General features: G+C 64.1%; 21 protein-coding genes and 1 pseudogene. 12 read left to right on the forward strand and 10 right to left on the reverse strand.

The window, feature by feature from the left end; genetic code table 11:
- Positions 1-20: 20 nt before the first annotated feature.
- From GQO94_RS00540 to mazG, 8 genes and pseudogenes are all read left to right on the forward strand, one after another.
- Complete coding sequence (locus tag GQO94_RS00540; RefSeq protein WP_156839193.1) at positions 21-1,169, forward strand: D-alanyl-D-alanine carboxypeptidase family protein; 1,149 nt, start codon at positions 21-23, stop codon at positions 1,167-1,169.
- On the forward strand, positions 1,166-1,804 hold the full coding sequence (tmk, locus tag GQO94_RS00545; RefSeq protein ID WP_156839194.1) for a dTMP kinase: 639 nt from the start codon (positions 1,166-1,168) through the stop codon (positions 1,802-1,804). Before GQO94_RS00540 ends, tmk begins: the two co-directional genes overlap by 4 nt.
- Complete coding sequence (locus GQO94_RS00550; protein WP_156839195.1) at positions 1,804-2,766, forward strand: AAA family ATPase; 963 nt, start codon at positions 1,804-1,806, stop codon at positions 2,764-2,766. The genes tmk and GQO94_RS00550 overlap by 1 nt, the downstream gene beginning before the upstream one ends.
- A gap of 30 nt (positions 2,767-2,796) precedes the next feature.
- Positions 2,797-4,374: pseudogene (gene metG, locus GQO94_RS00555) on the forward strand (methionine--tRNA ligase); the annotation flags it as partial.
- Entirely contained in the window at positions 4,374-5,150 is a 777-nt protein-coding gene (locus GQO94_RS00560; RefSeq protein ID WP_156839197.1) for a TatD family hydrolase, read from the forward strand. The pseudogene metG and the gene GQO94_RS00560, both read left to right, overlap by 1 nt.
- Entirely contained in the window at positions 5,147-5,926 is a 780-nt protein-coding gene (locus GQO94_RS00565) for an MBL fold metallo-hydrolase (protein ID WP_156839198.1), read from the forward strand. The genes GQO94_RS00560 and GQO94_RS00565 overlap by 4 nt, the downstream gene beginning before the upstream one ends.
- Complete coding sequence (locus GQO94_RS00570; protein WP_156839199.1) at positions 5,923-6,102, forward strand: hypothetical protein; 180 nt, start codon at positions 5,923-5,925, stop codon at positions 6,100-6,102. The genes GQO94_RS00565 and GQO94_RS00570 overlap by 4 nt, the downstream gene beginning before the upstream one ends.
- 79 nt (positions 6,103-6,181) lie before the next feature.
- Complete coding sequence (gene mazG, locus GQO94_RS00575) at positions 6,182-6,970, forward strand: nucleoside triphosphate pyrophosphohydrolase (protein ID WP_156839200.1); 789 nt, start codon at positions 6,182-6,184, stop codon at positions 6,968-6,970.
- Here the strand turns inward: mazG and hflX are convergent.
- From hflX to dusB, 7 genes are all read right to left on the reverse strand, one after another.
- On the reverse strand, positions 6,947-8,299 hold the full coding sequence (hflX, locus tag GQO94_RS00580; RefSeq protein WP_269748722.1) for a GTPase HflX: 1,353 nt from the start codon (positions 8,297-8,299) through the stop codon (positions 6,947-6,949). The genes mazG and hflX overlap by 24 nt on opposite strands.
- A 48-nt stretch (positions 8,300-8,347) precedes the next feature.
- The gene (gene hfq / locus GQO94_RS00585; protein ID WP_156839202.1) at positions 8,348-8,947 is read right to left on the reverse strand and encodes an RNA chaperone Hfq; all 600 of its coding nucleotides are present in this window, start codon (positions 8,945-8,947) and stop codon (positions 8,348-8,350) included.
- Between the two features lie 149 nt (positions 8,948-9,096).
- A complete protein-coding gene (gene ntrX, locus GQO94_RS00590; protein WP_156839203.1) occupies positions 9,097-10,494 on the reverse strand; it encodes a nitrogen assimilation response regulator NtrX in 1,398 nt (465 codons plus the stop codon).
- Between the two features lie 34 nt (positions 10,495-10,528).
- Positions 10,529-12,748: a sensor histidine kinase gene (locus GQO94_RS00595; protein ID WP_156839204.1), complete on the reverse strand. Its 2,220-nt coding sequence runs from the start codon at positions 12,746-12,748 to the stop codon at positions 10,529-10,531.
- Positions 12,749-12,841: 93 nt separating this feature from the next.
- The gene (locus tag GQO94_RS00600) at positions 12,842-14,257 is read right to left on the reverse strand and encodes a sigma-54-dependent transcriptional regulator (RefSeq protein WP_156839205.1); all 1,416 of its coding nucleotides are present in this window, start codon (positions 14,255-14,257) and stop codon (positions 12,842-12,844) included.
- Entirely contained in the window at positions 14,254-15,375 is a 1,122-nt protein-coding gene (locus GQO94_RS00605) for a two-component system sensor histidine kinase NtrB (RefSeq protein ID WP_156839206.1), read from the reverse strand. The genes GQO94_RS00600 and GQO94_RS00605 overlap by 4 nt, the downstream gene beginning before the upstream one ends.
- Positions 15,372-16,418 (reverse strand): tRNA dihydrouridine synthase DusB, encoded by a 1,047-nt coding sequence (gene dusB / locus GQO94_RS00610; RefSeq protein WP_156839207.1) that lies wholly within the window; start codon positions 16,416-16,418, stop codon positions 15,372-15,374. Before dusB ends, GQO94_RS00605 begins: the two co-directional genes overlap by 4 nt.
- 81 nt (positions 16,419-16,499) lie before the next feature.
- Here dusB and GQO94_RS00615 point away from each other — a divergent pair, with 81 nt between their 5' ends.
- From GQO94_RS00615 to GQO94_RS00625, 3 genes are read left to right on the forward strand one after another with little or no spacing between them, the layout of a single operon-like run.
- Positions 16,500-17,654: a bifunctional 2-C-methyl-D-erythritol 4-phosphate cytidylyltransferase/2-C-methyl-D-erythritol 2,4-cyclodiphosphate synthase gene (locus tag GQO94_RS00615; protein WP_156839208.1), complete on the forward strand. Its 1,155-nt coding sequence runs from the start codon at positions 16,500-16,502 to the stop codon at positions 17,652-17,654.
- 28 nt (positions 17,655-17,682) lie between these two features.
- Entirely contained in the window at positions 17,683-18,210 is a 528-nt protein-coding gene (locus GQO94_RS00620) for a hypothetical protein (RefSeq protein ID WP_198045730.1), read from the forward strand.
- 3 nt (positions 18,211-18,213) lie between these two features.
- Positions 18,214-18,708, forward strand: a complete 495-nt coding sequence (locus GQO94_RS00625; RefSeq protein WP_156839209.1) for a CinA family protein — start codon at positions 18,214-18,216, stop codon at positions 18,706-18,708.
- Here GQO94_RS00625 and GQO94_RS00630 read toward each other — a convergent pair.
- Both GQO94_RS00630 and lipA read right to left on the reverse strand, forming a co-directional pair.
- Positions 18,669-19,130, reverse strand: a complete 462-nt coding sequence (locus tag GQO94_RS00630) for a type II toxin-antitoxin system RatA family toxin (protein WP_156839210.1) — start codon at positions 19,128-19,130, stop codon at positions 18,669-18,671. The two genes, GQO94_RS00625 and GQO94_RS00630, sit on opposite strands and share 40 nt — an antisense overlap.
- Positions 19,130-20,083: a lipoyl synthase gene (gene lipA / locus GQO94_RS00635; RefSeq protein WP_156839211.1), complete on the reverse strand. Its 954-nt coding sequence runs from the start codon at positions 20,081-20,083 to the stop codon at positions 19,130-19,132. Before lipA ends, GQO94_RS00630 begins: the two co-directional genes overlap by 1 nt.
- A gap of 65 nt (positions 20,084-20,148) precedes the next feature.
- Between lipA and GQO94_RS00640 the strand changes: the two genes are divergently transcribed.
- Entirely contained in the window at positions 20,149-20,802 is a 654-nt protein-coding gene (locus GQO94_RS00640) for a carbonic anhydrase (RefSeq protein ID WP_156839212.1), read from the forward strand.
- 89 nt (positions 20,803-20,891) lie between these two features.
- On the opposite strand, the gene GQO94_RS00645 is transcribed toward GQO94_RS00640, so the two are convergent.
- On the reverse strand, positions 20,892-22,271 hold the full coding sequence (locus tag GQO94_RS00645; protein WP_156839213.1) for a hypothetical protein: 1,380 nt from the start codon (positions 22,269-22,271) through the stop codon (positions 20,892-20,894).
- Positions 22,272-22,458: the final 187 nt, after the last annotated feature.

The following is a 22,458-nucleotide window of genomic DNA, read 5'->3' on the forward strand; positions in this document are numbered from 1 at the left end:
CGGGCGGGAGAAGCCGCAACTTGAAGATACGAATACCGACGGTTTTGGCGCTGGCGCTTTCGAGCGTCCCGGTTTCGGCTGCCCTGCCGCCGCCGCCAGCGGAAGTCGATGAAGTCCCCGTAAGCTTCCTGATCGATGCAGGCTCGGGACAAGTGCTCGAAGAGCGCCGTGCCGATGTCAGCTTCGCGCCCGCCTCGATGACCAAGGTGATGACCACTTTCGTCGCCTTCGAGGAGAACAAGGCCGGTCGCTTGCCGCTGCATCGCAAGTTCGTGGTGCCCGACAAGATCGCGCGGGAATGGTTCGCCAAGGGTACCAGCATGTACCTGGAGGGTGGCGAGGCGCCGACGACGGATCAGTTGCTCCACGGCATCATGACCGCGTCTGCCAACGACGCCGCGGTCGTGCTGGCGGCGGGGTATACGGGCAGCGTCGATGGATGGTCGTTCCTGATGAACGATGCGGCAAAGCGCCTTGGTATGACGCGCAGCCACTTCAACACGCCCAATGGCTGGCCCGACGAGGGCCGCACGTATGTCAGCGCACGCGATCTGGCCAAGCTCGGCGAGGCGATGATCGTGCGCTATCCGGCGCTCTACCACCGATATGCCGGGGTCAAGTACTGGTCTTACGGCGGACGCGTCTTGCGCAGCCATGATCCGACCGTGGGTGTGATCCGCGGCGCGGACGGGATCAAGACGGGGTACACCGCCGATGCCGGGTACTGTTTCCTCGGATCGGCGGAGCGCAAGGGACGCCGGCTCATCATGGTCGTGGGGGGCGCGCGCTCCACGCCGGTTCGCAATGCGGCGGCGCGGGCCTTGCTCGAATGGGGGTTCACGGCCTGGGACGCGCGACCACTTTTCGCGCGCGGCGAGCCCGTGACGTATGCCCGGGTGCAGGACGGCGATTCTCGGCGGTTGCCGCTGGTCGGAGACCGGGCGCTGCACGCGGCGGTCCCGGCCGGGCAATCGCGCAAGGTCCACCTCAAGGTCCGCTATCGCGGCCCGCTGGTCGCCCCGATCGCCAAGGGAACCAAAGTGGCGGATATGGAGATTGCGGTCGAGGGGATGCGCCCCGGCCACGTCGATCTCTACGCCGGCAAGGACATTCGGGTCGCCGGCCCGGTGGACCGGATGATCAATGGCTTCATGAACGTCTTTTCATGACGAGGGGTCGGTTCATCGCCCTTGAAGGGGGGGAAGGGGCCGGCAAGTCCACCCAGGCCCGGCTGTTGGCGGACGCCTTGCACGCGCGCGGGATCGAGGTCGTCGCCACGCGCGAGCCGGGCGGGACGCCGGGTGCCGAGCGCATTCGCGCCCTCCTGCTCGACACGGGCGGTGATGGTTGGAATCCGCGCGCCGAATCCCTGTTGTTCGCCGCCGCGCGATCGGACCATGTCGAACGCCTGATCCGCCCGGCGCTGGAATGCGGCGCCTGGGTGGTCTGCGATCGCTACCTCGATTCGAGCCGGGCCTATCAGGGCGGCGGCGGCGGTTTGGCCGACGACGAGATCCTCAGGCTTCACCAGATCGGCAGCCAGGGATTGCTTCCCGATTGCACTTTGCTGTTCGCGGTCAGTCCGGCGACGGCGGCGGACCGACTGGCGGCACGCGACGCCGGTGTCGCCGATCGCATCGGCGGTCGCGACGAGGCCTATCACGCGCGCGTCGCGGCTGCCTTTGCGACCATGGCCGAAGCCGAACCGGAGCGCTTCGCGCGGATCGACGCAGACGCGGACCCTGAAACGGTGCATGCCGCAGTGATGACCGCGCTCGAACCTCTGCTGGCGGACCAGCGCTGATGGCCGCGCCGGAATTCATAGGTCAGGAGGAGGCCTGGCGCGAATGGACCAGCGCGATCGGCTCGCGGCGGATGCACCACGCCTGGCTCCTTGCCGGAGCGCGGGGCCTGGGCAAGCGGGCCTTTGCCAGAGCGGCAGCGGAAGAGCTGGTCCGACAGGGCGCAGAGAAGGGTCCGGCCCTCGAAAACCATCCCGACATTCTCTTGCTCGAACACCTGCCCGCCAACGATGACGAGGCGAAGAAGAAGGCGGACGGCAAGCCCTTCCAGACGAAGCGCAACATCACCGTGGATCAGGTGCGCACGATGATCCGCCGGCTGTCGACCAAGCCCACGCTCGGCGAGCGCCGGGCGATTGTCATCGATCCGGCCGACGACATGGAAAAGGGCGCGGTGAACGCGTTGCTGAAGGTGTTGGAAGAGCCGCCATCGGGCACGCACTTCCTGCTCGTCACGCATCAACCCGGACGGCTGCTGCCGACGATCCGCTCGCGCTGCCGGGTGCTGCGGTTCGCCCCGCTGCAGGCCAGCGAGATCGACGCGGTGCTGCGGCGCGATCGATCGGATGCCGATGACGCCACGCGCGCAGCCGCAATCGAAGCCGCGCGCGGGTCTCCAGCCGTCGCGCTTTCCTTCGTCGAGCACAATCTCAAGGGCATTCACGGCCTTATGCAGCGGATCCTGCGCGAGGGTGACCGCGACTTCACCCTACGCGGCGCGCTGGCCGGCGAGATGGGGGCCCGGCCCGCGCGCGACCGGTTGCTTGCCGCGATCGAACTGGCGCGGTTCGAACTGTCCGGGGCGCTCTCATCCTCCAAGGCAGAGCGCCAAGCGCGGATCATCGAATCCCACGCGGCGCTGGTGAAGCTGGGCGGACAAGCGCCAACCTACAATTTCGATCCCGGCCTGCTCATCATGGAAATTGGCGGGTTGCTGGCAGCGGCGGCCTTGCCTAGAGACTGAGGCCGATTTTTCGACCTTTTCTCGCAGACAGAAAGCACCGTCTCCCGCATGGGCGATCCCTTCTACATTACCACCGCCATCAGCTATCCGAACGGCAAGCCGCATATCGGCCATGCCTATGAGGCGATTGCCGCAGACGTCATCGCGCGGGCGCGCAAGGCCGAAGGTTACGACGTCCGCTTCCAGACCGGGACGGACGAGCACGGCCTCAAGATGATGCAGAAGGCGCGCGAAACCGGATCCACACCGGCAGCGCTTGCAGAAGAAATGTCTTCGTATTTCATTGCGATGTGCGAGAAACTGAATGTGGCCTACGATGTTTTCCTGCGCACCACCGAGGAGCGCCATTATTCCGCGTCGCAGAACCTGTGGCGGCGGATGGAGGCAAACGGCGATCTTTATCTCGATCGCTACGAGGGCTGGTACTCCGTCCGCGACGAAGCCTATTACGACGAAAGCGAACTGATCGCCGGGGAGGGCGCCGAAAAGCTGTCGCCGCAAGGAACCCCCGTCGAATGGACGGTGGAGGAAAGCTGGTTCTTCCGGCTGTCGAAGTACCAGGAGCCGTTGCTCGCGCTCTACCGGTCGGGCGACTTCATTCGGCCGGAGAGCCGCTGCAACGAAGTCATGCGCTTCGTCGAAGGCGGCCTGCGTGACTTGTCCGTTTCGCGCACCAGCTTCGACTGGGGCGTCAAGGTTCCCGGCAGCAACGACCATGTGATGTACGTCTGGGTCGATGCTCTGACCAACTACCTGACCGGGCTCGGCTTCCCCGATGAGACCGCCGAGTTCGCCAAGTGGTGGCCGGCCGATTTGCATCTCATCGGCAAGGATATCATCCGCTTTCACACGGTATACTGGCCGGCCTTTCTGATGAGCGCAGGGCTTCCGGTGCCGAAGCAAGTGTTCGGCCACGGCTTCCTCCTCAACCGGGGTCAGAAGGAATCGAAGTCTCTCGGCAACGTCACCGATCCGATCGAACTCGCCGATCGCTTCGGCGTCGACGTGCTGCGCTATTTCCTCCTGCGCGAAGTCGCCTTCGGGCAGGACGGCAGCTACTCGCCGGAGGCCATCGTTACGCGCGCCAATGCCGAACTGGCGAACAGCTTCGGAAACCTCGCGCAGCGCACATTATCCATGATCTTCAAGAACCTCGATGGAAAACTTGAAGCTGATTTCACGATCACCGAAGCGGACGAGGCTTTGGCCGATGCAGTCACCCTCGGGATCGACGGCCTGCGCCGTGCTTTCCTCGACCTCGATTTCAGCGCGGGTCTCGAAGCCTGGATGCGTGGCGTGTTCGCGTGCAACCAGTATGTCGACGAGATGGCGCCGTGGGCCTTGCGCAAGATCGATCCCGAGCGGATGGCCACCGTCCTGACCGTGCTGTTCCGCTGCGTGCGCAGCCTCGCGATTGCGGTGCGCCCGGTCGTGCCCGATGCCATCGATCGCCTGCTCGACCAGATGGGCGTCGGCACCGACGCACGTAACTATGCAGCGCTCGCCGATGACGCGTGGTTTGCAGAACTCGTCGCCTCCGGATACCACGTCGGGAAGCCCGAAGGCGTCTTCCCGCGGCTCGAGCTGCCTGAGGAAGCGGCAGTCTGATGCTGATCGATTCGCACTGTCACCTCGAATACGAAGGTCTGGTCGAAGACCAGCAAGGCGTGCTCGACCGTGCGCGCAAGGCCGGAATCGGCGGCTTTCTCAACATCTCGACGCGCGAGCGAGAATGGGACCGCGTGGTCGGCACTGCGGCGGGCGAGGCGGATGTCTGGGCGAGCGTCGGGATCCATCCCCACGAAGCGGACGGTCATGCCGACCTTGGGCGAACTGCACTGCTCGAAGCCGCAGCGCATCCCAAAGTCATCGGCATCGGCGAAACCGGGCTCGACTACTATTACGACAAGTCCGACCGAGAGACGCAGCAATCGCTGTTCCGCACGCATATCTCGGTGTCGCGCGAAACCGGCCTTCCCCTGATCGTTCATACGCGCGATGCCGAAGCAGATACTGCGCGCATCCTCGGTGAGGAAATGGGGAAGGGGACCTTCCCCGCCCTGATCCACTGCTTCACCGCCTCGGCCGATTTCGCCCGGCAGATGCTCGACCTGGGCCTGACGATCTCGTTGTCGGGCATCGTGACTTTCAAGAATGCCAAGGACTTGCAGGACGTAGCCGCGAAGCTGCCTGAGGATCGTATGCTGGTCGAAACGGATTCTCCGTTTCTCGCGCCGGTACCGCATCGCGGGCGACCGTGCGAACCGGCCTTTACCGCCGACACCGCGCGCTTCGTCGCGGGACTGCGCGATGTCGAGCCCGAACACCTTGCCGAAACAACGACACGCAACTTTTTCGCTTTGTTCCGGAAAGCAGCAGCTTGAAAGTCACCATCCTCGGCAGCGGGACTTCGACCGGGGTTCCCCGTCTCGGTGGAGAGAATGGCGCGGATTGGGGGCGCTGCGATCCGGACGACCCGCGCAATCGTCGCACCAGGGTGTCCATCATGGTCGAGAGCCCACGCGGCTCGCGGCTGCTGGTCGATACGCCGACGGACTTGCGCTCACAATTGCTACGCAGCGACATTCATCGGGTGGACGCCGTCTTCTGGACGCACGACCATGCCGATCACTGCCATGGCATAGACGATTTGCGCCCGCTGCGCTTTGGCCGTTCCGGCCCGATCCCCGGATACGCGGCCGACGAGACCGTCCGGCGGTTGCGGCAACGTTTCGGCTACGTCTTTGCGGGACAGTTCGGCTATCCGACGATCGTCGCACTGGAGACGCTCGAGAATCTTCGGATTTGCGAGGGCTTTGGTGTGGCGCACTGCCAAATGCCGCATGGCCCCGCGAAATCGACCGGCTACAAATTCGATATTGACGGAAAATCCGTAGGTTATGCCACGGACTTCAGCGAGATTACCGATCCGATGATCCGCCTGTTCGATGGCTGCGACGTCCTGGTGGTCGATTGCCTGCGCCGGGAACCGCATCCGACTCACGCGCATCTCGGCATGGCCCTCGAGCTGGTCGAAAAGACGCGGTCGACGCGGGCGATCCTGACGCATCTCGACAAGAGCATGGATTACACCGAACTCAGCGCCGAGACACCGGATCATGTCCAGGTCGCGTATGACGGATTGGAAATCGCGGCATGAACGGACAATCGATCGGCGCACTGATCGCGATTGCGATGTGCATGGTGCTGGTCGTCGGCGGCTTACGCTCGCATCAATTGAGCCGCCAACGCATGGCACTGTTCGCCGGTGCCTGGGTGGCGATCATCATCGGGCTGGTGCTGCTGATCAAGGCGTTCGGGATCGGTGTGCGATGACGTCGCGAAGCTTCAGCGGTTGCCCGCGCTCCCGGTTCCATCCCGCCCTGATTTAACATAATATATATTATCAATCTCAATGACCCAGCCTGAACCCTCCCAGATCGACCGCCTCCTCGCCATCATGGCGCGGTTGCGTGAACCGGTGTCCGGATGTGAATGGGATCGCGAACAGACCTTCGCGACGATCGCGCCGTATACGATCGAAGAAGCCTACGAAGTCGCCGATGCCATCGAACGCGGCGACATGAGCGACCTGCGTGGCGAACTTGGCGATTTGCTGCTTCAGGTCGTGTTTCACGCGCGCATGGCGCAAGAAGCTGGAGCGTTCGATTTCGCTGGCGTAGCTCAGGCAGTGTCCGACAAGCTGGAAGCGCGCCATCCGCACATTTTTGGCGACGACACGTCCGGCTCGTCGCAAACCGAGCGCTGGGAAACGATCAAAGCCCAGGAACGCGCGGCTTCGGGTGCGACCAGCGCTCTGGACGGCGTGGCAGCGGCACTGCCCGCCCTGATGCGGGCAGAAAAGCTGCAGAAGCGCGCCGCGCGAGTCGGCTTCGACTGGCCCAATCCTGCGGGAGCCGAAGACAAAGTGCGCGAGGAAATGGCAGAGCTGGACGAAGCCACCGGTCTCGCTCGCGCCGAAGAGGCCGGCGATCTGCTGTTCGCGGCGGTCAATCTCGTTCGTCTCAACGGAATTGCGCCCGAAGACGCTCTGCGTCTGGCCAATGCCAAGTTCGAACGGCGATTCCGGGCGATGGAAGCGCTGGCGTCGCAAAGCGGTCGGGACTTCGCCGCGCTCGATCTCGAAGCGCAGGAAGCCTTGTGGCAAGCGGTGAAGGCCTCAGAGCGCCGAGAAACGTCCTAGTTCGCGCGGCGAAAGCCTGACCTCGATACGAACGCCGGGAACTCCGTCCGGACCGACCATCTGTTTCTCGGACAGCACTTCGCCTCGCGCATGGAGAAAGGCGATGCTCTGGCCGTCGGCGGAGGAGAGCTCGAAGACATGAACCTCCGCATCTTCGGTGAGGCTGGCTCCCGCAATCTCGAGAAGGCGTTCGCAGCCCTCGCCCGTCAGCGCGGAGACCGGGACGATCGTCTCGGTATCGCTCCGCGCCGCGATGGCCTCTGCAAGCTGTTCGGCCTGTACGGTTGGCAGCAGGTCCCACTTGTTCCACACTTCGATCACCGGGATCGGTGCGATTTCGTCGGCACCTTCGGCCCCATCCAACTGCGCGTCACCCACGGCGATACCCAGATCGGCAAGGACACCCAGCACCTGGTGCTTCTGCGCATCGGTATCGGGATTGGCGATGTCTCGGACGTGGAGGATGAGATCGGCTGCGGTGACTTCCTCAAGCGTCGCGCGGAACGCCGCCACGAGCTGTGTCGGCAAGTCCGAGATGAACCCCACGGTGTCGGACAGGATCGCCTTCTCAAGGCCCGGCAGACGGATCGCGCGCATGGTCGGATCGAGCGTGGCGAAGAGCATGTCCTCGGCCATCACTTCGGCGCCGGTCAGGCGATTGAACAGCGTCGATTTGCCGGCGTTGGTATAGCCGACCAGTGCGATCACCGGCCAAGGTGCCTTCTCGCGCCGATCGCGGTGCAGGCCTCGCGTTCGCCGGACTTGCTCCAGTTCGCGACGGATCCGCGCCATCCGGTCGCGGATCATGCGACGGTCGGCCTCGATCTGGGTCTCGCCCGGACCGCCCAGGAAGCCGAAGCCGCCCCGCTGTCGTTCGAGGTGGGTCCAGCTGCGCACCAAGCGCCCCGCCTGATAATCGAGGTGCGCAAGCTCGACTTGCAAGCGTCCTTCGGCCGTCGCCGCGCGCTCGCCGAAGATCTCGAGAATCAGGCCCGTCCGATCGATGACCTTGCGCTTGAGCCGGTCTTCCAGATTGCGCTGCTGGATCGCGGACAGCGCGCCGTCGACAACCACCAGTTCCGCTTCGGATTGTTCGCAAGCCGTAGCGATGTTCGCGACCTGGCCTTCGCCGAACAGCGTTCCGGGGCGCGCATCGCGAATCGGGATGGCGAAGCTATCGGCGATCACGAGACCGATCGCGGCGGCGAGCCCCCTCGCCTCCTCAAGTCGTGCTTCGGGATCGAGGCCGGAATTGCGGCGCATTTGCGGGTACACGACGAGGGCACGCGCACCGCGCGCAACCTCGCCGCTCAGATCATCTTCGAAGATCTCGTTGTTGCCTTTCGCTGGCGTTGGGCAGGTTTGCCTGCCGCATCCTCAGTCTTGGTCAGAATCTTCGTGCGATTGCAAGTCGACTGGCGTGACGGGCTGGATCGTGGAGACAGCGTGCTTGTACGCAAGCTGCACGTAGCCTTCGCGTTCAAGCAGCATGCAGAACAAGTCGTACGCCGCAACCCGGCCCTGAAGCATGACGCCATTGATCAGGAACATGGTCACCTGGACCCCGGCGTTGCGAATGCTCGACAGGAAGACATCCTGCAAGAGCCGCAACTTCTTGTCGTCGCCCCCGCCGGCAGCGAATTGTGCCGCGTCGATCGGGGTCGAAGGCATGATCGTGGAAATGGCATGCTTGTAGACCAGCTGCGATTGGCCATCGCGGCGCAGCAAGATCGAAAAGTTGTCGAACCAGGTCACGATGCCCTGCAGCTTGACACCCTTGACGAGGAACATCGTCACGGGAGTCTTGTTCTTGCGCAAGTGGTTGAGGAACTGATCCTGTAGGTTCTGGCTGCCCTTCCCACCCTTGGCGGGAGCGGACGAGGTTTTCGCCGAAACCGGCGCTGCGGCGGCTTTTTCCGGCTCTTCTGCCGGCGGAGGAGCCGGCGGCGTCTTTACCGAGAGGGTGCGTCCGCTCATGATATGGTAACTCCGTTTTTTTGGCGGCCGCTGGTGCGATCCGCAATCTGGTCTCAGCTTCCGACCGTCCGTCGGACGGCGGGAGAAAAGGACCGGTTCAATCGCAACTTACTGTTTTGCTGCAGCGCAGTAAACGCGAAAATATCGGATCAGCCCGTTTCCTCCTCCGTCTCCGTCTCGCGGCGGTCTGACATGCCGAGCAGCTTCAGTTTGCGGTGCAACGCGGACCGCTCCATCCCGATGAAGGACGCCGTTTTGGAGATATTGCCGGAAAACCGGCGAATCTGGACTTTCAGGTACTCTCTTTCGAAGCTTTCGCGTGCCTCGCGCAACGGCGCGCTCATCATGACCGAGACGCGGGAATCGCCTTCAGAGCGCTGGTTCAGAAGTTCGGACGGAAGCATGTCGACTTCGATCCGCCCGAGCTTCTCACGCGGCGCCATGATCACGGTCCGCTCGACCACATTTCGCAGTTGCCGCACGTTTCCGGGCCATTCGTAAGCCTGCAAGGCGGTCATCGCCTCGACACTGATTTCGGGCGGTGCCACCGACTGTTCGTTGGCATAGCGTGCGAAGAAGTGCTCGACGAGCGCGGGAATATCTTCGCGACGGTCGCTCAGTGCAGGGATCGGCACGGGAACGACGTTGAGCCGATAGAACAAATCCTCGCGGAAGCGCCGCTCGGAGATCTCCTTCTCGAGATCGCGCGAGGTTGAGGATACGACTCGCACGTCGACGCGGATCTGTCGCGTCCCGCCGACTCGAACGAAGGATTGGTCAGTCAGCACTCGGAGGATCCGGGCTTGCGTCGACAGCGGCATGTCCGCCACCTCGTCGAAGTACAATGTGCCGCCGTCGGCAAGCTCGAGAAGTCCGGGACGTACGAGGCTGCCGTTGCTTTCCTCGCCGAAGAGTTCCTGTTCGAAACGCTCGGGCGTGATGCGCGCGGAGTTGACCGAGACAAATGCGGACGCCGAGCGCGGGCTCCAGCCATGCAACAGACGTGCCGCCACTTCCTTGCCGGCACCGGCGGGTCCTGTGATCAGCAGCCGGCTTCCAGTGTTCGCCACGCGCTTAAGTGTTGCGCGCACCTGATTGATCGCGCTCGAATTTCCGGTAAATTCCTCGCCGCCGACGGTCACGTCCTGACGAAGATTGGCATTGTCACGTCGCAGGCGTTCCGTCTCGGTCGCACGCGCGACGAGATGCAGCAGCTTTTCCGCTTCGAACGGCTTTTCGATGAAGTCGACCGCACCGCGGCCGATCGCCGCGACCGCGGTGTCGATGTTGCCGTGGCCCGAAAAGATGATCACCGGCAGTTCCGGCTCCCGCGACTTGATCTCGTCGAGCACTTCCAGGCCGTCCATCGGGCTGCCATGAAGCCAGACGTCCAACAGCACGAGCGACGGACGCCGCTCGTCTATCGCAGCGAGCGCGGCACTGCTGTCCCCCGCAGTGCGGCAGTCGTAGCCCTCATCCTCGAGCACTCCGGCTACCAGTTCGCGAATGTCGCGTTCGTCGTCGACGATCAGGATATCAAGGGGCATAGCGTCTTCTTTGTCACGGTCATTGTTGTTGCGATCATTCGGCGGCTTCCGGTGCGCGGGTCTGCGCGAGAGGGTCCGTGGCGAAGCGCATGGTCACCTTGGTGCCCTCGCCTTGCGCGGAGGTGAACGTCATTTCGCCACCGTGCTCCTCGACGATCTTGTTGACGATGGCGAGCCCCAGGCCTGTGCCCTTGTCGCGCGTGGTCACATAGGGCTCGATGATGCGGTCGCGATCCTGAGAAAGGCCGATGCCATTGTCGGCGATGCACACGCTGACGGCATCTCCCAGATCGCGGACTTCGACGTCGATGCGACTGACGAAGTCTTCGAGGGGGTCCTTGGGGACGGCTTCGATCGCCTCGACCGCATTCTTCAAAACATTGGTCATGGCCTGGCCGAACTGGTGGCGATCACAAGCGATCGTGCCGATGCTGGGGTCGGACTTGAATGAAAACATGATGTCCGGCCGCGCCACTTCCTGCAAAAACAGCGCTTGCCGGGTCAGCGCCACCGGATCTTCGATACGGAAGACGGGCTTCGGCAAGCGCGCGAAAGAGGAGAATTCGTCGACCATCTTCCTGAGATCGCCGACTTGCCGGATGATCGTCGCGGTCAGATCCTCGAACAGCTTTGGATTGTCGACGATCTGCTTGCGATAGCGTCGACTCAGTCGCTCCGTCGCAAGCTGGATCGGCGTCAGCGGGTTCTTGATCTCGTGCGCGATGCGGCGCGCGACATCGGACCAGGCCGCTTGCCGCTGGTCGAGCAACTGGCGCGTTATATCCTCGAAGGTGATGACATGGCCGGTGCGATCGCGACTGGTCTTGATGGCGAGCGTCAGCAGCTCGCCTTGCTTGGCATACTGGACGATGCCGCCACGCGCGTCGGAATCGGCCATCGACGCCAGCTGCGGCGCAAGATCGGCCAGCGGTACGCCGATCGGGGCGTCGGAATCATCGTCGAGCAACAGGCGTTGCGCAGTGCTGTTGATCAGCAGGATCGCCCCCTGCCCGTCGATCGAGATGATCCCCGACGTCACCGATTCGAGCACGGCCTCTATGAAGGCACGGCGTTCCTGCAACTGCGCGTTGGCCCCGATGAGGGCCTGAGTCTGCTTCTCGATCTGCGCCGTCATCCGATTGAAGGCGCGATTGAGCAGGCCGATCTCATCCGCTCCGGTCCGGCCTTCGATGCGCAGGGCGAAGTTGCCGCTGCCCACCCGCCGCGCCGCATCGACGAGCTCGTACAGCGGCTTCACCTGGCGATCGGCGAAGCGCAGCGCGAACCACACCGAAAGGCCGACCAGCGCGAGCGAGGCGACGAACAACGCCACGTTGAAGCGCAATTGCAGCACCCGCGCGCGGCTCGTGAGGATCTCGTAGGCCTGAACGATGTTCTCCGCGCGCTGGCCCTGGCTGAAGGCGAGCAGATCGGATGCGCGAGCGTTGAACAGATAGATGCCGGCTTCGCGGTCGAGCGGGATGACCGCAGTGATACGGTTGGCGTTCGCCGAAACGACCATGGGCTCACCCTTGTCGAGCCGGTTGAGAGTGGCGGCAGGGATCGTCTCGGGGCCACTGTCCCCTTCGGGGTCGACGATGGCCGCCGTGCGCAATTTGCCGTCCGCGCCGCGCTGGAGGATGGCCGAAGCAGTCAGCTTGCGACGCGTGACCTGGAAGAAGTAGAACTCCGGGAAAGCCTCGCTCGAGATCGATTCCTTCGTGAGGAAGGAGCCGAGATCCTCCGCCATGGCGACCGTCTCGTACTGAACGTCGCGTTGCACCTGTTCGTAGTATCCGCGCGCGAGCTTGTTGGCATTCTCCAGCAATCCGCGCGAACTGTCGGAAAACCAGAATTCGACGCCCGACTGGAACAACAGCGACGCGAATATCACCACCAGCAGCGTCGGCACCGCGGCGATCATCGAAAAGAAGAACACCAGCCGCTGGTGCATCTGCCCCGTGCCGCCCATCGTCTCGGCCGCACGCCGGAGCGCGATCCGGCGACCGAGCAGGACCAGGATGGCCATGGCGGGAACCAAAGTGCCGATCAGCAGCAACGCGGTGAGATTCGACGGCAGCAGCTGGCTTTTCTCGGCGCTGTCCTGCAGCGCGATGCCCGTGATCACCGTCATGACCAGAAAAGCGACGATCGAAAACGCTTCGACCGATGCGAAGAAATTCGCGCGGCGCGCGGCGAGCTGGGCTCTGCGCCACCATCTCGGCCACCGTTTGCGGGTGCTCACCTGCGCCATCATCGTTGCGCCGTTACGACAGCACTGTTGCCGATTTGCAAGGGAAATTCCACGAACAGTGTCAGTCGCATGACGGGGCCCGAAGGCGTCGTGTCACACGCGTCGGACAAAGGCTTCAGGGTCGAGGCGAAGGTCGGACAAGCGCTTGCGCAACGTGTTGCGATTGATTCCGAGCTCCTGCGCGGCTCGCAGCTGATTGCCGCCCGTTTCGTGAAGAATCCTCGAAAATAGCGGCTTTTCGAGCGCGGCCAGCGCGGCGCCATAAACGGAGCCGGACAGCGGACGTTCGGTCTCGAGCCAGAGCGCGATGGCGGCGTCGAGGTCCACCGGCATCGTATCGAACGGCACCGCGGAGGCTCCGTCCTGCACCAGGAGCGGCGTCACGGTGTCCTCGTCGATCACTTCCTCTCGCGCCAGGAGCGCCAAGCGATAGACGAAGTTCTTCAGCTCTCGCACGTTGCCGCGCCAGGGCTGGCGGGAAAGCAGCGCCATCGCATCGGGTGTGAGCTGGCGTCGCGGCAATCCTTCGGACACAGCCACCTGCAGGAAATGGCGCACCAGCGATTCGATGTCGTCCGAGCGTTCGCGCAAGGGCGGCAGGGTGATCGGAACCACGTTGAGCCGGTAGAACAGATCCTCGCGGAACTTGCCTGCGGAGATCTGGGGCCCGAGATCCTTGTTGGTCGCAGCGATGATCCGCGTGTCGAGCGCCACTTCCTCGCGGCCGCCGACGCGGCGGATCGTGCCCGATTGCAGCGCGCGCAGCAGCCGCGTCTGCGCCTGCATCGGCATGTCGCCGATCTCGTCGAGAAACAGCGTACCGCCTGCGGCTTGCTCGAACTTGCCGACGTGGCGCGCGACAGCGCCAGTGAAAGCGCCCTTCTCATGTCCGAACAGCTCGCTTTCGATGAGCTCCGCCGGGATCGCGGCCGTGTTGACAGCGATGAAGGGTCCCGAACGGCGGTGACCCAGTTGATGGATCGCTTCGGCCACCAACTCCTTGCCAGTGCCAGATTCGCCCAGGATCAGCACCGTCAGGTCGTTACGCAGCACCCGGGTGATCATGCGAAACACCGATTGCATCGCGACACTGCGCCCGACCAACGGCAGCCCGTCGCCGAGCGGCTCGTCCGCGCCCGCCACCGCCGCTTCCGATCCGCCGATGGCCTGACGCACGGTGCGGGCCAGTTCGTCGATGTCGAACGGCTTGGGAAAGTATTCGAAAGCACCGGTTTCCGTGGCGCGAACCGCGGTATCGAGCGTGTTCTGCGCGCTCAGTATGACGATCGGCATGTCGGGATGTAGGGCAATGACACGCTCGAGTGTCTCGATACCGTCGCCGTCGGGCAGTTTGACGTCGGTGACCAGTGCCTTGAACGAGGCCTGTCGGATCAATCTATCGCGCTCGCCAATGGTATCGCAGTGCGTCACAGCGAACCCCTCGGCCTCGAGCGCGGCCGTGATTACCAGCGCGATCGACGCATCGTCTTCGACAAGCAGAACACTCATGCCGTTTCTCGCCGACGGTGCGAGCGACGCTGCGTTTCCTGAGCGAGCGGGAGATGGACACGGAAATGGGTCCAGCCCGTGGCTTCGTCGCGCTCGTGACTGATCCGGCCGCTCATGTCGCGGATCAGCTTGCGCACCAGCGGCAGGCCGAGACCTTGTCCCGAGGACTTGCTGGTGACGAAGGGTTCGAAGATGTGCTCGCGCATCGCGGGATCCACGCCCGGGCCGGAATCGCTCACCCGAATTTCGATCGGCAGCCGGACCGAGCGGCCGGTATCGGTGGCATGGAGCTGAAGCCCGCTCGCAAACCGGGTTCGCAGCACGATCCGCCCCCCCGGCGTGCCCCCGCATGCTTCCTGGGCATTGGATAGCAAGTTGATGAGAACCTGGACGAGCGCGTCGGCATTGCCCAGCACGGCCGGGAGCGAGGGATCGAATTCCTCCTCGATGCGCAGCGAACCCTCCTCATCCGCAGCCTGCAGCACGTCGATCGCACGACGCGCGGCGAGATGCAGGTTGCATGGCTCGACCGGATTGGGCGTGCGGCGACTCAGCTTCTGCATCCGCTCGATCAGCATCGCGATCCGATCGACCTCGCCGGTAATCAGATCGGTCAGCGGGCGATCGCGATCGTCAAGACGCCGCGCCAGCAGCTGCGCGGCACCACGGATTCCCGCCAGCGGGTTCTTGATCTCGTGCGCCATGATTTCCGGCCCGCGCAGCACGGCGTTGTCGGCGACACCGGAATCCTCGCCCAGCGCGTCGCTGCCGGTCTTGTCGTGGATGGAGAGGATCTGCCAGCCGGCATGATCGGCGACCGGCGCGACGCTGACGTCGACGCGCATCGCCCCCCTGCCCTTGTGCACGATCACCACCTCGCGGGCCGAAACCGGCGTCTCGAAGTCCGAAAGCATCTTCGCAAGCCGCGAATCCGCGAATTGCACCACGTCGAACAAAGGCTTGCCGGAAACACGACGTTGGCTCTGACCGAAGTAAGTCTCCGCCGCGGGATTGATCCAGCTGATCCTCAGCCCGGGCTCGAGCACCACCACGGCATGCGCAAGGCTTGCGAGGAGACGGCGGGCTTCTGGCGGGGCCTCGGCCGGGATCGCTCTCATGCCGCGCGGCGCTGCTCTTGGCCGTCGCGCCACGGCGCGTAGAACTCGCCGAGCATGGCGATGACCTGGTCGGCATCGTCGACGAAATTCACCTTGTTGCGGAACTCGGCAGAGCCCGGCAGGCCCTTGGTGTACCAGCCCAAATGCTTGCGCGCCATCTTCACGCCCGTGTCGCGGCCATAGAGCGCGAGCATGTCTTCGTAGTGCTCGATGATGAGATCGAATTGTTCGGCCAAGGTCGGATCGGCCAAGGGTTCGGATCCGGCCCACCACCGCATCACCTGCGCGAGCAGCCAGGGTCGGCCATAAGCACCGCGTCCGATCATCACGCCATCGGCGCCCGATTGCTCGAGCGCCTGGGCGGCATCGTCGATCCCGCAGATGTCGCCATTGACCAGCACCGGGACATTCACCGCATCCTTGACGCGACGCACGAAGCTCCAGTCGGCACTGCCCTTGTACATCTGATTGCGCGTGCGACCGTGCACGGTGATCATCCGCGCGCCCAGATCCTGGGCAATGCGGGCAAGCTCGGGCGCGTTGAGGCTGTCGTGACACCAGCCCATCCGCATCTTGACCGTCACCGGCACGTCGACCGCCTTGACCGTCGCCTCGATCAGGCTCGCCGCCAGCTTGACGTCGCGCATCAGCGCCGAACCGGCCTCGCCGTTCACGACCTTGCGCACCGGGCAGCCCATGTTGATGTCGATGATCGCCGCACCCTTGTCGGCCGAGAGCTTGGCCGCCTCGGCCATTTGCGCGGGCTCGCACCCGACGAGCTGCATCGAGACCGGCTCTTCGGCCGGATCCCACATCGCCTTCTGGACCGACTGGCGCGTCTCGCGGATCGCAGCGGGGCTCGCGATCATCTCGGTGACGTTCAGCCCCGATCCGAAGCGCCGCACCATCTTGCGGAACGGCAGATCGGTGACCCCGGTCATCGGCGCGAGCACCACCGGACACGCGATCGAGACCGGCCCCACCTGGATCGGTGCGAGCTCGGGCGGTGCAGGCGTACGGGTCTCGGAGCAGGGCGTGGTCAAAGTTTAATCCGGATCTGCCTAAAAAACAGGCAGCGCATAGTGGATTGCTCTGCCATCAGCAAGCGATTAGGCGCTCGTGTCATGGTCCGGGACAAGTCAGATGCGCCGGCAGCGGCAGTCGTCGTCGCAGCAGGTCAAGGCCTGCGTGCCGGGCAACCCCTCCCCAAGCAATTTGCGCGGTGGCGCGACAAACCGGTGCTGCGGCACTCGGTCGAAGCGTTGATCGACGCTGGCATCGCACCGGTCGTCGTGGTCATTCCCGAGGGTGCGCACGCCCTTGCTGCCGAAGCCCTGGACGGCTTGAGTCCCGTCAGCTTCGTCACCGGGGCGCCAACGCGACAAGGCTCGGTCTTGCGCGGCCTCGAAGGTCTCGAGGCCTTGTCCGCGCACCCTGACAAAGTCCTGATCCACGATGCGGCACGCCCGATTATCGTCCCGGCGGTGATCGAACGGCTGTGCGCCGCGCTCGACGGGTCCGAGGCTGCCATTCCCGTCCTTGCCGTCGTCGATAGCCTGGCCCATGCCCGCGGCGATGTGATGGGCGAACCGGCACCCCGCGAGGACTTGCGCCGGGTCCAGACCCCGCAGGCCTTCCGTTTCGACGCTATCCTATCCGCGCACCGGGCCTGGCACGGCGCTGCCGACGCTGGCGACGATGCGCAAGTGGCGCGCGCAGCCGGGATCGAGGTGAAACTGGTCGAAGGAGACGAGGCCTTGCACAAGCTTACCTGGGCCAGCGACTTTGCCTCGGCGGTGGCTCCAGTGCGGATCGGCAATGGCTACGATGTCCACCGCCTCGAAGCCGGCGAGGAACTGTGGCTATGCGGCATCCGCATCGAGCACGACAAAGGTCTTGCCGGGCACAGCGACGCCGACGTCGCGATCCACGCTCTGGTCGACGCGATCCTCGGGGCGCTCGGCAATGGCGACATCGGCACGCACTTTCCGCCGTCCGAGCCGCAGTGGCGCGGCGCCGCTTCCGAGCGATTTCTCGCGCATGCCGGGGAACTGGCGCGTTCGGCGGGATATATGCTGGGTAATGCTGACGTTACCATTGTCTGCGAGGCGCCCAAGATCGGGCCCCATCGCCAAGCCATGCGCGAAAGCCTCGCTCGGATCCTCGGCGTTGACATCATGGCGGTGAGCGTGAAGGCCACTACCACGGAAAAGCTGGGCTTCACCGGTCGCGGCGAGGGCATTGCAGCGCAGGCTTCGGTTTGCTTGCTAAGAAGCTGATCGGGCACGGATTTTGAAAGGATCTTCGATGATGCGGATCAAGGCCACGATCGCGACGTTGCTCGCCCTGGCGCCTGGCGTGCTCCACGCCGCGGAGCCCGTCTGCATCTCTCCGCGCGAGTTCTCCTCACTGGCGGCCTATGCCCTGCCCAGCGTCATCACCGGCACAGGGAAGCGCTGCGCAACACAGCTTGGCCCCGACGCCTATCTGCGCACGAACGGTGCCGCGCTCGCGAGCAAATATGCCACGCGCAAGGCCGCGAACTGGCCGGGCGCCAAATCGGCCTTCCTCAAGATGGGCGCGAAGGACGCGACCGCCAATCAGTTGTTCGCCTCGCTTCCCGACGAATCGCTGCGGCAGATCGTCGATCCCCTGCTGGAAGGCATGGTCATTCAGGAAATCCCGATCGAGAAGTGCACGACCATCGACTCGGTCGTACGCCTGCTGGCACCGCTTCCTCCCGAGAACACGGCTGAACTCATCGCGCTCACCGCAGGCCTCGTCGGTCGCGGCACGGATGCGAAGGTCGGCCAGTTCAAACTGTGCGAGACCTGAGCTTTGACTAGTCTGACCGCTGCCGATGTCGAGGCACTCGCCATTCGCGTCGTGACCGAAAACGCCGCAAGAGGCCGAAAGGTCGCGCTCGCCGAGAGCTGCACCGGCGGGCTCGTGTGCGGGGCGATTACCGAGGTCCCCGGATCCTCCGCGGTCCTCGATCGCGGCTTCGTGACGTATTCGAACGAATCGAAGGAAGAGATGCTGGACGTCCCGGCCGATCTGATCGAGGCGTTTGGCGCGGTCTCGCCGGCCGTGGCCTGGGCCATGGCCCAAGGCGCGCTCAAGCACAGCTCTGCCGACGTCGCAGTTGCAATCAGCGGCGTCGCCGGGCCCGATGGCGGAACCGACATGAAACCGGTCGGCACCGTGGTCTTCGCCTGCGCCTTTCGCGGCGAAGCCGACGTCAATGCCGAGCAGCGCCAGCTCGACGGGAACGATCGCGCCGCAATCCGGCGTCAGGCGACCGTGGTCGCGCTCGAGCTGTTGCTGCCGTAAAGGTCCGCCGCCCGCTCCTCGAACGCGGCGACCATCTTGCGGAAAGCGCGATCGAAATACTGCCCTGCCAGCTTTTCGAACAGCGGATTGCGGAAGGTGAAATCGACGTCGAACTCGATCTCGCAGGCATTCTCGCCCAGCGATCGGAACTGCCAGATATTATCGAGATCCTTGAGCGGACCGTCGACGTAGTGGACCCGGATTTCCTCCGCCCGCTTTTTCTCGACGCGTGACGTGAACTTCTCCTTCAGCGCTTTGAAGCCGACCAGCATGTCCGCGATCATTTCGGTCTCGGTGTCGGACTTGACCCGGGTCGCGATGACCCAGGGAAGGAACTCCTGGTAGCGGCCCACGTCCGCGACCAGATCGAAAATCTGTTCGGCGCTGTAGGGCAAGCGGCGCACTTCATGAATGCCGGGCATCAGGCGTTCACCGCAGTGGCCGCTTTGGCCAGCTTGGCTTCACGCGCCGCGCGCATCTGCGCGAAGTCCTCGCCCGCGTGATAGCTCGAACGGGTGAGCGGGCTCGATGCCACTTGCAGGAAGCCCTTGGCGCGCGCGATCGCGCCATAAGCATCGAATGCCTGCGGAGTGACGAACTCCTTCACTTCGGCGTGCTTCGGCGTGGGTCGCAGGTATTGGCCCATGGTCAGGAAATCGATGTCGGCGCACCGCATGTCGTCCATCACTTGATGGACTTCCAGCCGCTCCTCGCCCAGCCCGAGCATCACGCCCGACTTGGTGAAGATCGCCGGATTGTGACGTTTCACTTCTTCGAGCAGCCGCAGCGACGCGTAGTAGCGCGCGCCGGGGCGAATCATCGGATAGAGCCGGGGCACCGTCTCGAGATTGTGATTGTAGACATCGGGCCCCGCCGCGACGATCGCCTCGACCGCAGCCCGCATCTTGCCGCGAAAGTCCGGAGTGAGGATCTCGATCGTCGTTCCCGGCGTGGTGCGGCGCAGTTCCTCGATGACACGCACGAACTGGTGTGCGCCGCCGTCGGGCAGATCGTCGCGATCCACAGACGTTATGACGATGTGCTCGAGGCCCAGTTTCGCCGCGGCTTCGGCGACATGCGCGGGCTCGGTTTCATCGACGCGGCCGGGCATCCCGGTCTTGACGTTGCAGAAGGCGCAGGCCCGCGTGCAGGTGTCGCCGAGGATCATGACCGTCGCGTGCTTCTTGGTCCAGCACTCGCCGATATTCGGGCATGCCGCTTCCTCACACACGGTGTTGAGCTTGAGGTCGCGCATCAATTGCCGAGTCTCGCCATAGCCCTTCGAGGTGGGCGCGCGCACCCGAATCCAGTCGGGCTTGCGTTGCATGTCGCGGCGCGGGTTTTCAGGCTTGGGGGTCGCAGACAGATCGTTCATATGGGCCCAGATAGTCGCAAGGTCCCGGCCTTGCCAGTGCCAATCACCTACGCAAAGGACGCCGCATGACGACACCCACCTCGCCCGTGCTCGATCACCTGGTCGATGGATACCGCCGCTTCCGTGATGTCGGCTGGACTCCTTACCGCGCTCGGTGGGAGCGCCTGACCGAAGGCCAGCAGCCCGAAGTGATGATCATTTCCTGCTCGGACAGTCGCGTCGATCCGTCGCAGATCTTCGACGTCGATCCCGGCGAGATCTTCGTGGTGCGCAATGTCGCGGCGCTGGTGCCGCCTTTCGAGACCAATCCCGGTTATCACGGTGTGTCCGCAGCTCTGGAATTCGCCGTCCAGGCCCTGAAGGTCAAAGAGATCGTGGTCATGGGGCACGGCCTTTGCGGTGGGTGCAAGGCGGCGCTGACGCAGGAAATGCACGGCACCAAGCCCGGAGAAGGCGGCTTCATCGCGGACTGGATCGGCATGCTCGACGAGGTGCGTGATCGGGTTGCGAATGAGTATGGCACTGACGGGCGCCAAGCCGAACGCAATATGGAACTGGCCGCGGTCCGCGTCAGCTTGGCGAACCTGATGACCTTCCCTTGTATCAGCAGCAAGGTTGCGAAGGGATCGTTGCGGCTTCGCGGGGCCTTCTTCGCCATTGCCGACGGCGTGCTGCATCTGCTCGACGAAGACACGGACAGCTTCGAGCCGGTCGCCTGAGCTTTTCCCAAGCCTGGCACTGAAGACAACGAAAAGGGGCGGCCTGCTAATGCGGACCGCCCCTTCGCTATTCTTTGACCAGTTTGGCCTTATTGCGTGGCCGCCGGGGAGACCGGAGCCGTCGAAGCGGCCGTGCCCGCGCCACCGGTCTTACTGTTGACGTAGGCCATCCACATCTTGGCGATCGGAGCCCGGGTGCCGCTCACCTTCGCGAAGTTCTGCTTCGCCGCGGCGTACTTGCCCTGGTCAGCCTGGGCGATCCCGAGGCGCAGCGTCGCCTTGTCGGTCTCCACGCCCGGCTTGCCGAGCGCGGCGGTGTAGAATTCCTCCGCCTTAGCCGGCATGTCGTAGCTGAGGAACGCGTCGCCGGTCGCCGTCACCGTGTTGGCGTTTCCGCTCGTCGTCACACCGTTCAGCGAAGCCTTGTCCGAGGAGACGCGACCGCTCGCGACCTGCTTGGCTTCCGCGACTTCGCCCGCGGAGAGCTTGCCCGAAGCGACGCCTGCATCGATGACCTTGAGCGCTTCACCGGGGAAGCGACGCGGGTCGACGTTCTCGATGTATTCGAGGTAGTCGCGCTTGTCGTTCATCGCATTGGTGCGCATCATCAGGCGCATGAGATCGAGGTTTTCCTGACTGGGAAGCTTCGACATCGCGCGAACGACCGCGATCGATGACGCCCAGCTCGACGGCGAAGGATAATCCGCCGCGAGCATGGCCGCGAGATCGGTCGCCGGCCCGGCCTGCTTGGCATCGTAAGCCGCCTGCAGCGCAGTGCGAATGGCCGTCTCGCTGGGCTTGGTGCCCGCAGCCTTGGCCGCTTCGATTTCCTGCTGTGCAACCTGAAGCGCGGCGCCGGTGTTGCCCGTGCGCTTGTAGGCATCGGCCAGCACTCGTTCGAGCAGGCCCTGCTGATCGACGTAGCCACTGTCCTTGGCCATCTTGAGATATTCCGCCGCCCCGGCGTAATCGCCGGTCTGATACGCCGTGATGCCGGTCAAGTACTGGATCTGCGGGATGCTTTCGGGCTGGACGGCACCGCTGGCCATCATCAGCTTGAGGCCCTTGTTCTGCATCGCGGGATCAGCGGTGAGGACGCCGAAATTGCGCGTCATTTCGCCCAGCTTGACCTTGTCACCTGAAGTCGTCGCCACGGGCTCCAGGGCGGCGAGCTTCGCTTTTGCCCCACCCAGCGCTGCGTCGACTTGCGCGGCGGCCGCAGCCTTCTCGGCATCGGTCTTGGCGTCGCGTGCCGTCGCGCTGGCTGCTGTCACGGCCGGATTTTCGCTGGCAGAAGAGAGCGTCTTGTCGAGCTCAGCCGCAGCTGCTGCGAACTCCTTCGAAAACTCGATTTTGGGCGCCTTGTCCTTCTTGGCTGCCTGCGCGGCCGGCACGGCGACGAAGCCGGTCATCCCGGTTGCAAGCGCAAGGGCAAGGGCAGCACGGGAAATCAAGTATTTGCGAGCCATTCCGGCGAACTCCTCTCAATAAAATACAGTCCGGCGCTGAACCGGACCTGCAGAACGAGTGCCGCGGCGTGATGGCGTCCCCGCTCTGCTTTGGCAACAGGGTCATTCCTAGCCTTATCGCGCTGAACCGCCCTTGAATGCGCGATCATGCAAGGCAATAAATCGCTCTGACCCGTCTCTCTTTGCC

The organism is Novosphingobium aquimarinum (assembly GCF_009746585.1).
In the GTDB taxonomy this organism is placed as follows: Bacteria; Pseudomonadota; Alphaproteobacteria; order Sphingomonadales; family Sphingomonadaceae; genus Novosphingobium; species Novosphingobium aquimarinum.

Bases quoted from the DNA above. Each gene is read 5' to 3' on its own strand.
- ntrX (WP_156839203.1), bottom strand. From the start codon at position 10,494: ATGCCCCTTGATATCCTGATCGTCGACGACGAACGCGACATTCGCGAA.
- GQO94_RS00640 (WP_156839212.1), top strand. From the start codon at position 20,149: ATGACGACACCCACCTCGCCCGTGCTCGATCACCTGGTCGATGGATAC.
- GQO94_RS00560 (WP_156839197.1), top strand. From the start codon at position 4,374: ATGCTGATCGATTCGCACTGTCACCTCGAATACGAAGGTCTGGTCGAA.
- GQO94_RS00600 (WP_156839205.1), bottom strand. From the start codon at position 14,257: ATGAGTGTTCTGCTTGTCGAAGACGATGCGTCGATCGCGCTGGTAATC.
- GQO94_RS00615 (WP_156839208.1), top strand. From the start codon at position 16,500: ATGGTCCGGGACAAGTCAGATGCGCCGGCAGCGGCAGTCGTCGTCGCA.
- mazG (WP_156839200.1), top strand. From the start codon at position 6,182: ATGACCCAGCCTGAACCCTCCCAGATCGACCGCCTCCTCGCCATCATG.
- GQO94_RS00620 (WP_198045730.1), top strand. From the start codon at position 17,683: ATGATGCGGATCAAGGCCACGATCGCGACGTTGCTCGCCCTGGCGCCT.
- tmk (WP_156839194.1), top strand. From the start codon at position 1,166: ATGACGAGGGGTCGGTTCATCGCCCTTGAAGGGGGGGAAGGGGCCGGC.
- GQO94_RS00570 (WP_156839199.1), top strand. From the start codon at position 5,923: ATGAACGGACAATCGATCGGCGCACTGATCGCGATTGCGATGTGCATG.
- GQO94_RS00595 (WP_156839204.1), bottom strand. From the start codon at position 12,748: ATGGCGCAGGTGAGCACCCGCAAACGGTGGCCGAGATGGTGGCGCAGA.
- GQO94_RS00645 (WP_156839213.1), bottom strand. From the start codon at position 22,271: ATGGCTCGCAAATACTTGATTTCCCGTGCTGCCCTTGCCCTTGCGCTT.
- lipA (WP_156839211.1), bottom strand. From the start codon at position 20,083: ATGAACGATCTGTCTGCGACCCCCAAGCCTGAAAACCCGCGCCGCGAC.
- GQO94_RS00630 (WP_156839210.1), bottom strand. From the start codon at position 19,130: ATGCCCGGCATTCATGAAGTGCGCCGCTTGCCCTACAGCGCCGAACAG.
- hfq (WP_156839202.1), bottom strand. From the start codon at position 8,947: ATGAGCGGACGCACCCTCTCGGTAAAGACGCCGCCGGCTCCTCCGCCG.
- GQO94_RS00550 (WP_156839195.1), top strand. From the start codon at position 1,804: ATGGCCGCGCCGGAATTCATAGGTCAGGAGGAGGCCTGGCGCGAATGG.
- GQO94_RS00605 (WP_156839206.1), bottom strand. From the start codon at position 15,375: ATGAGAGCGATCCCGGCCGAGGCCCCGCCAGAAGCCCGCCGTCTCCTC.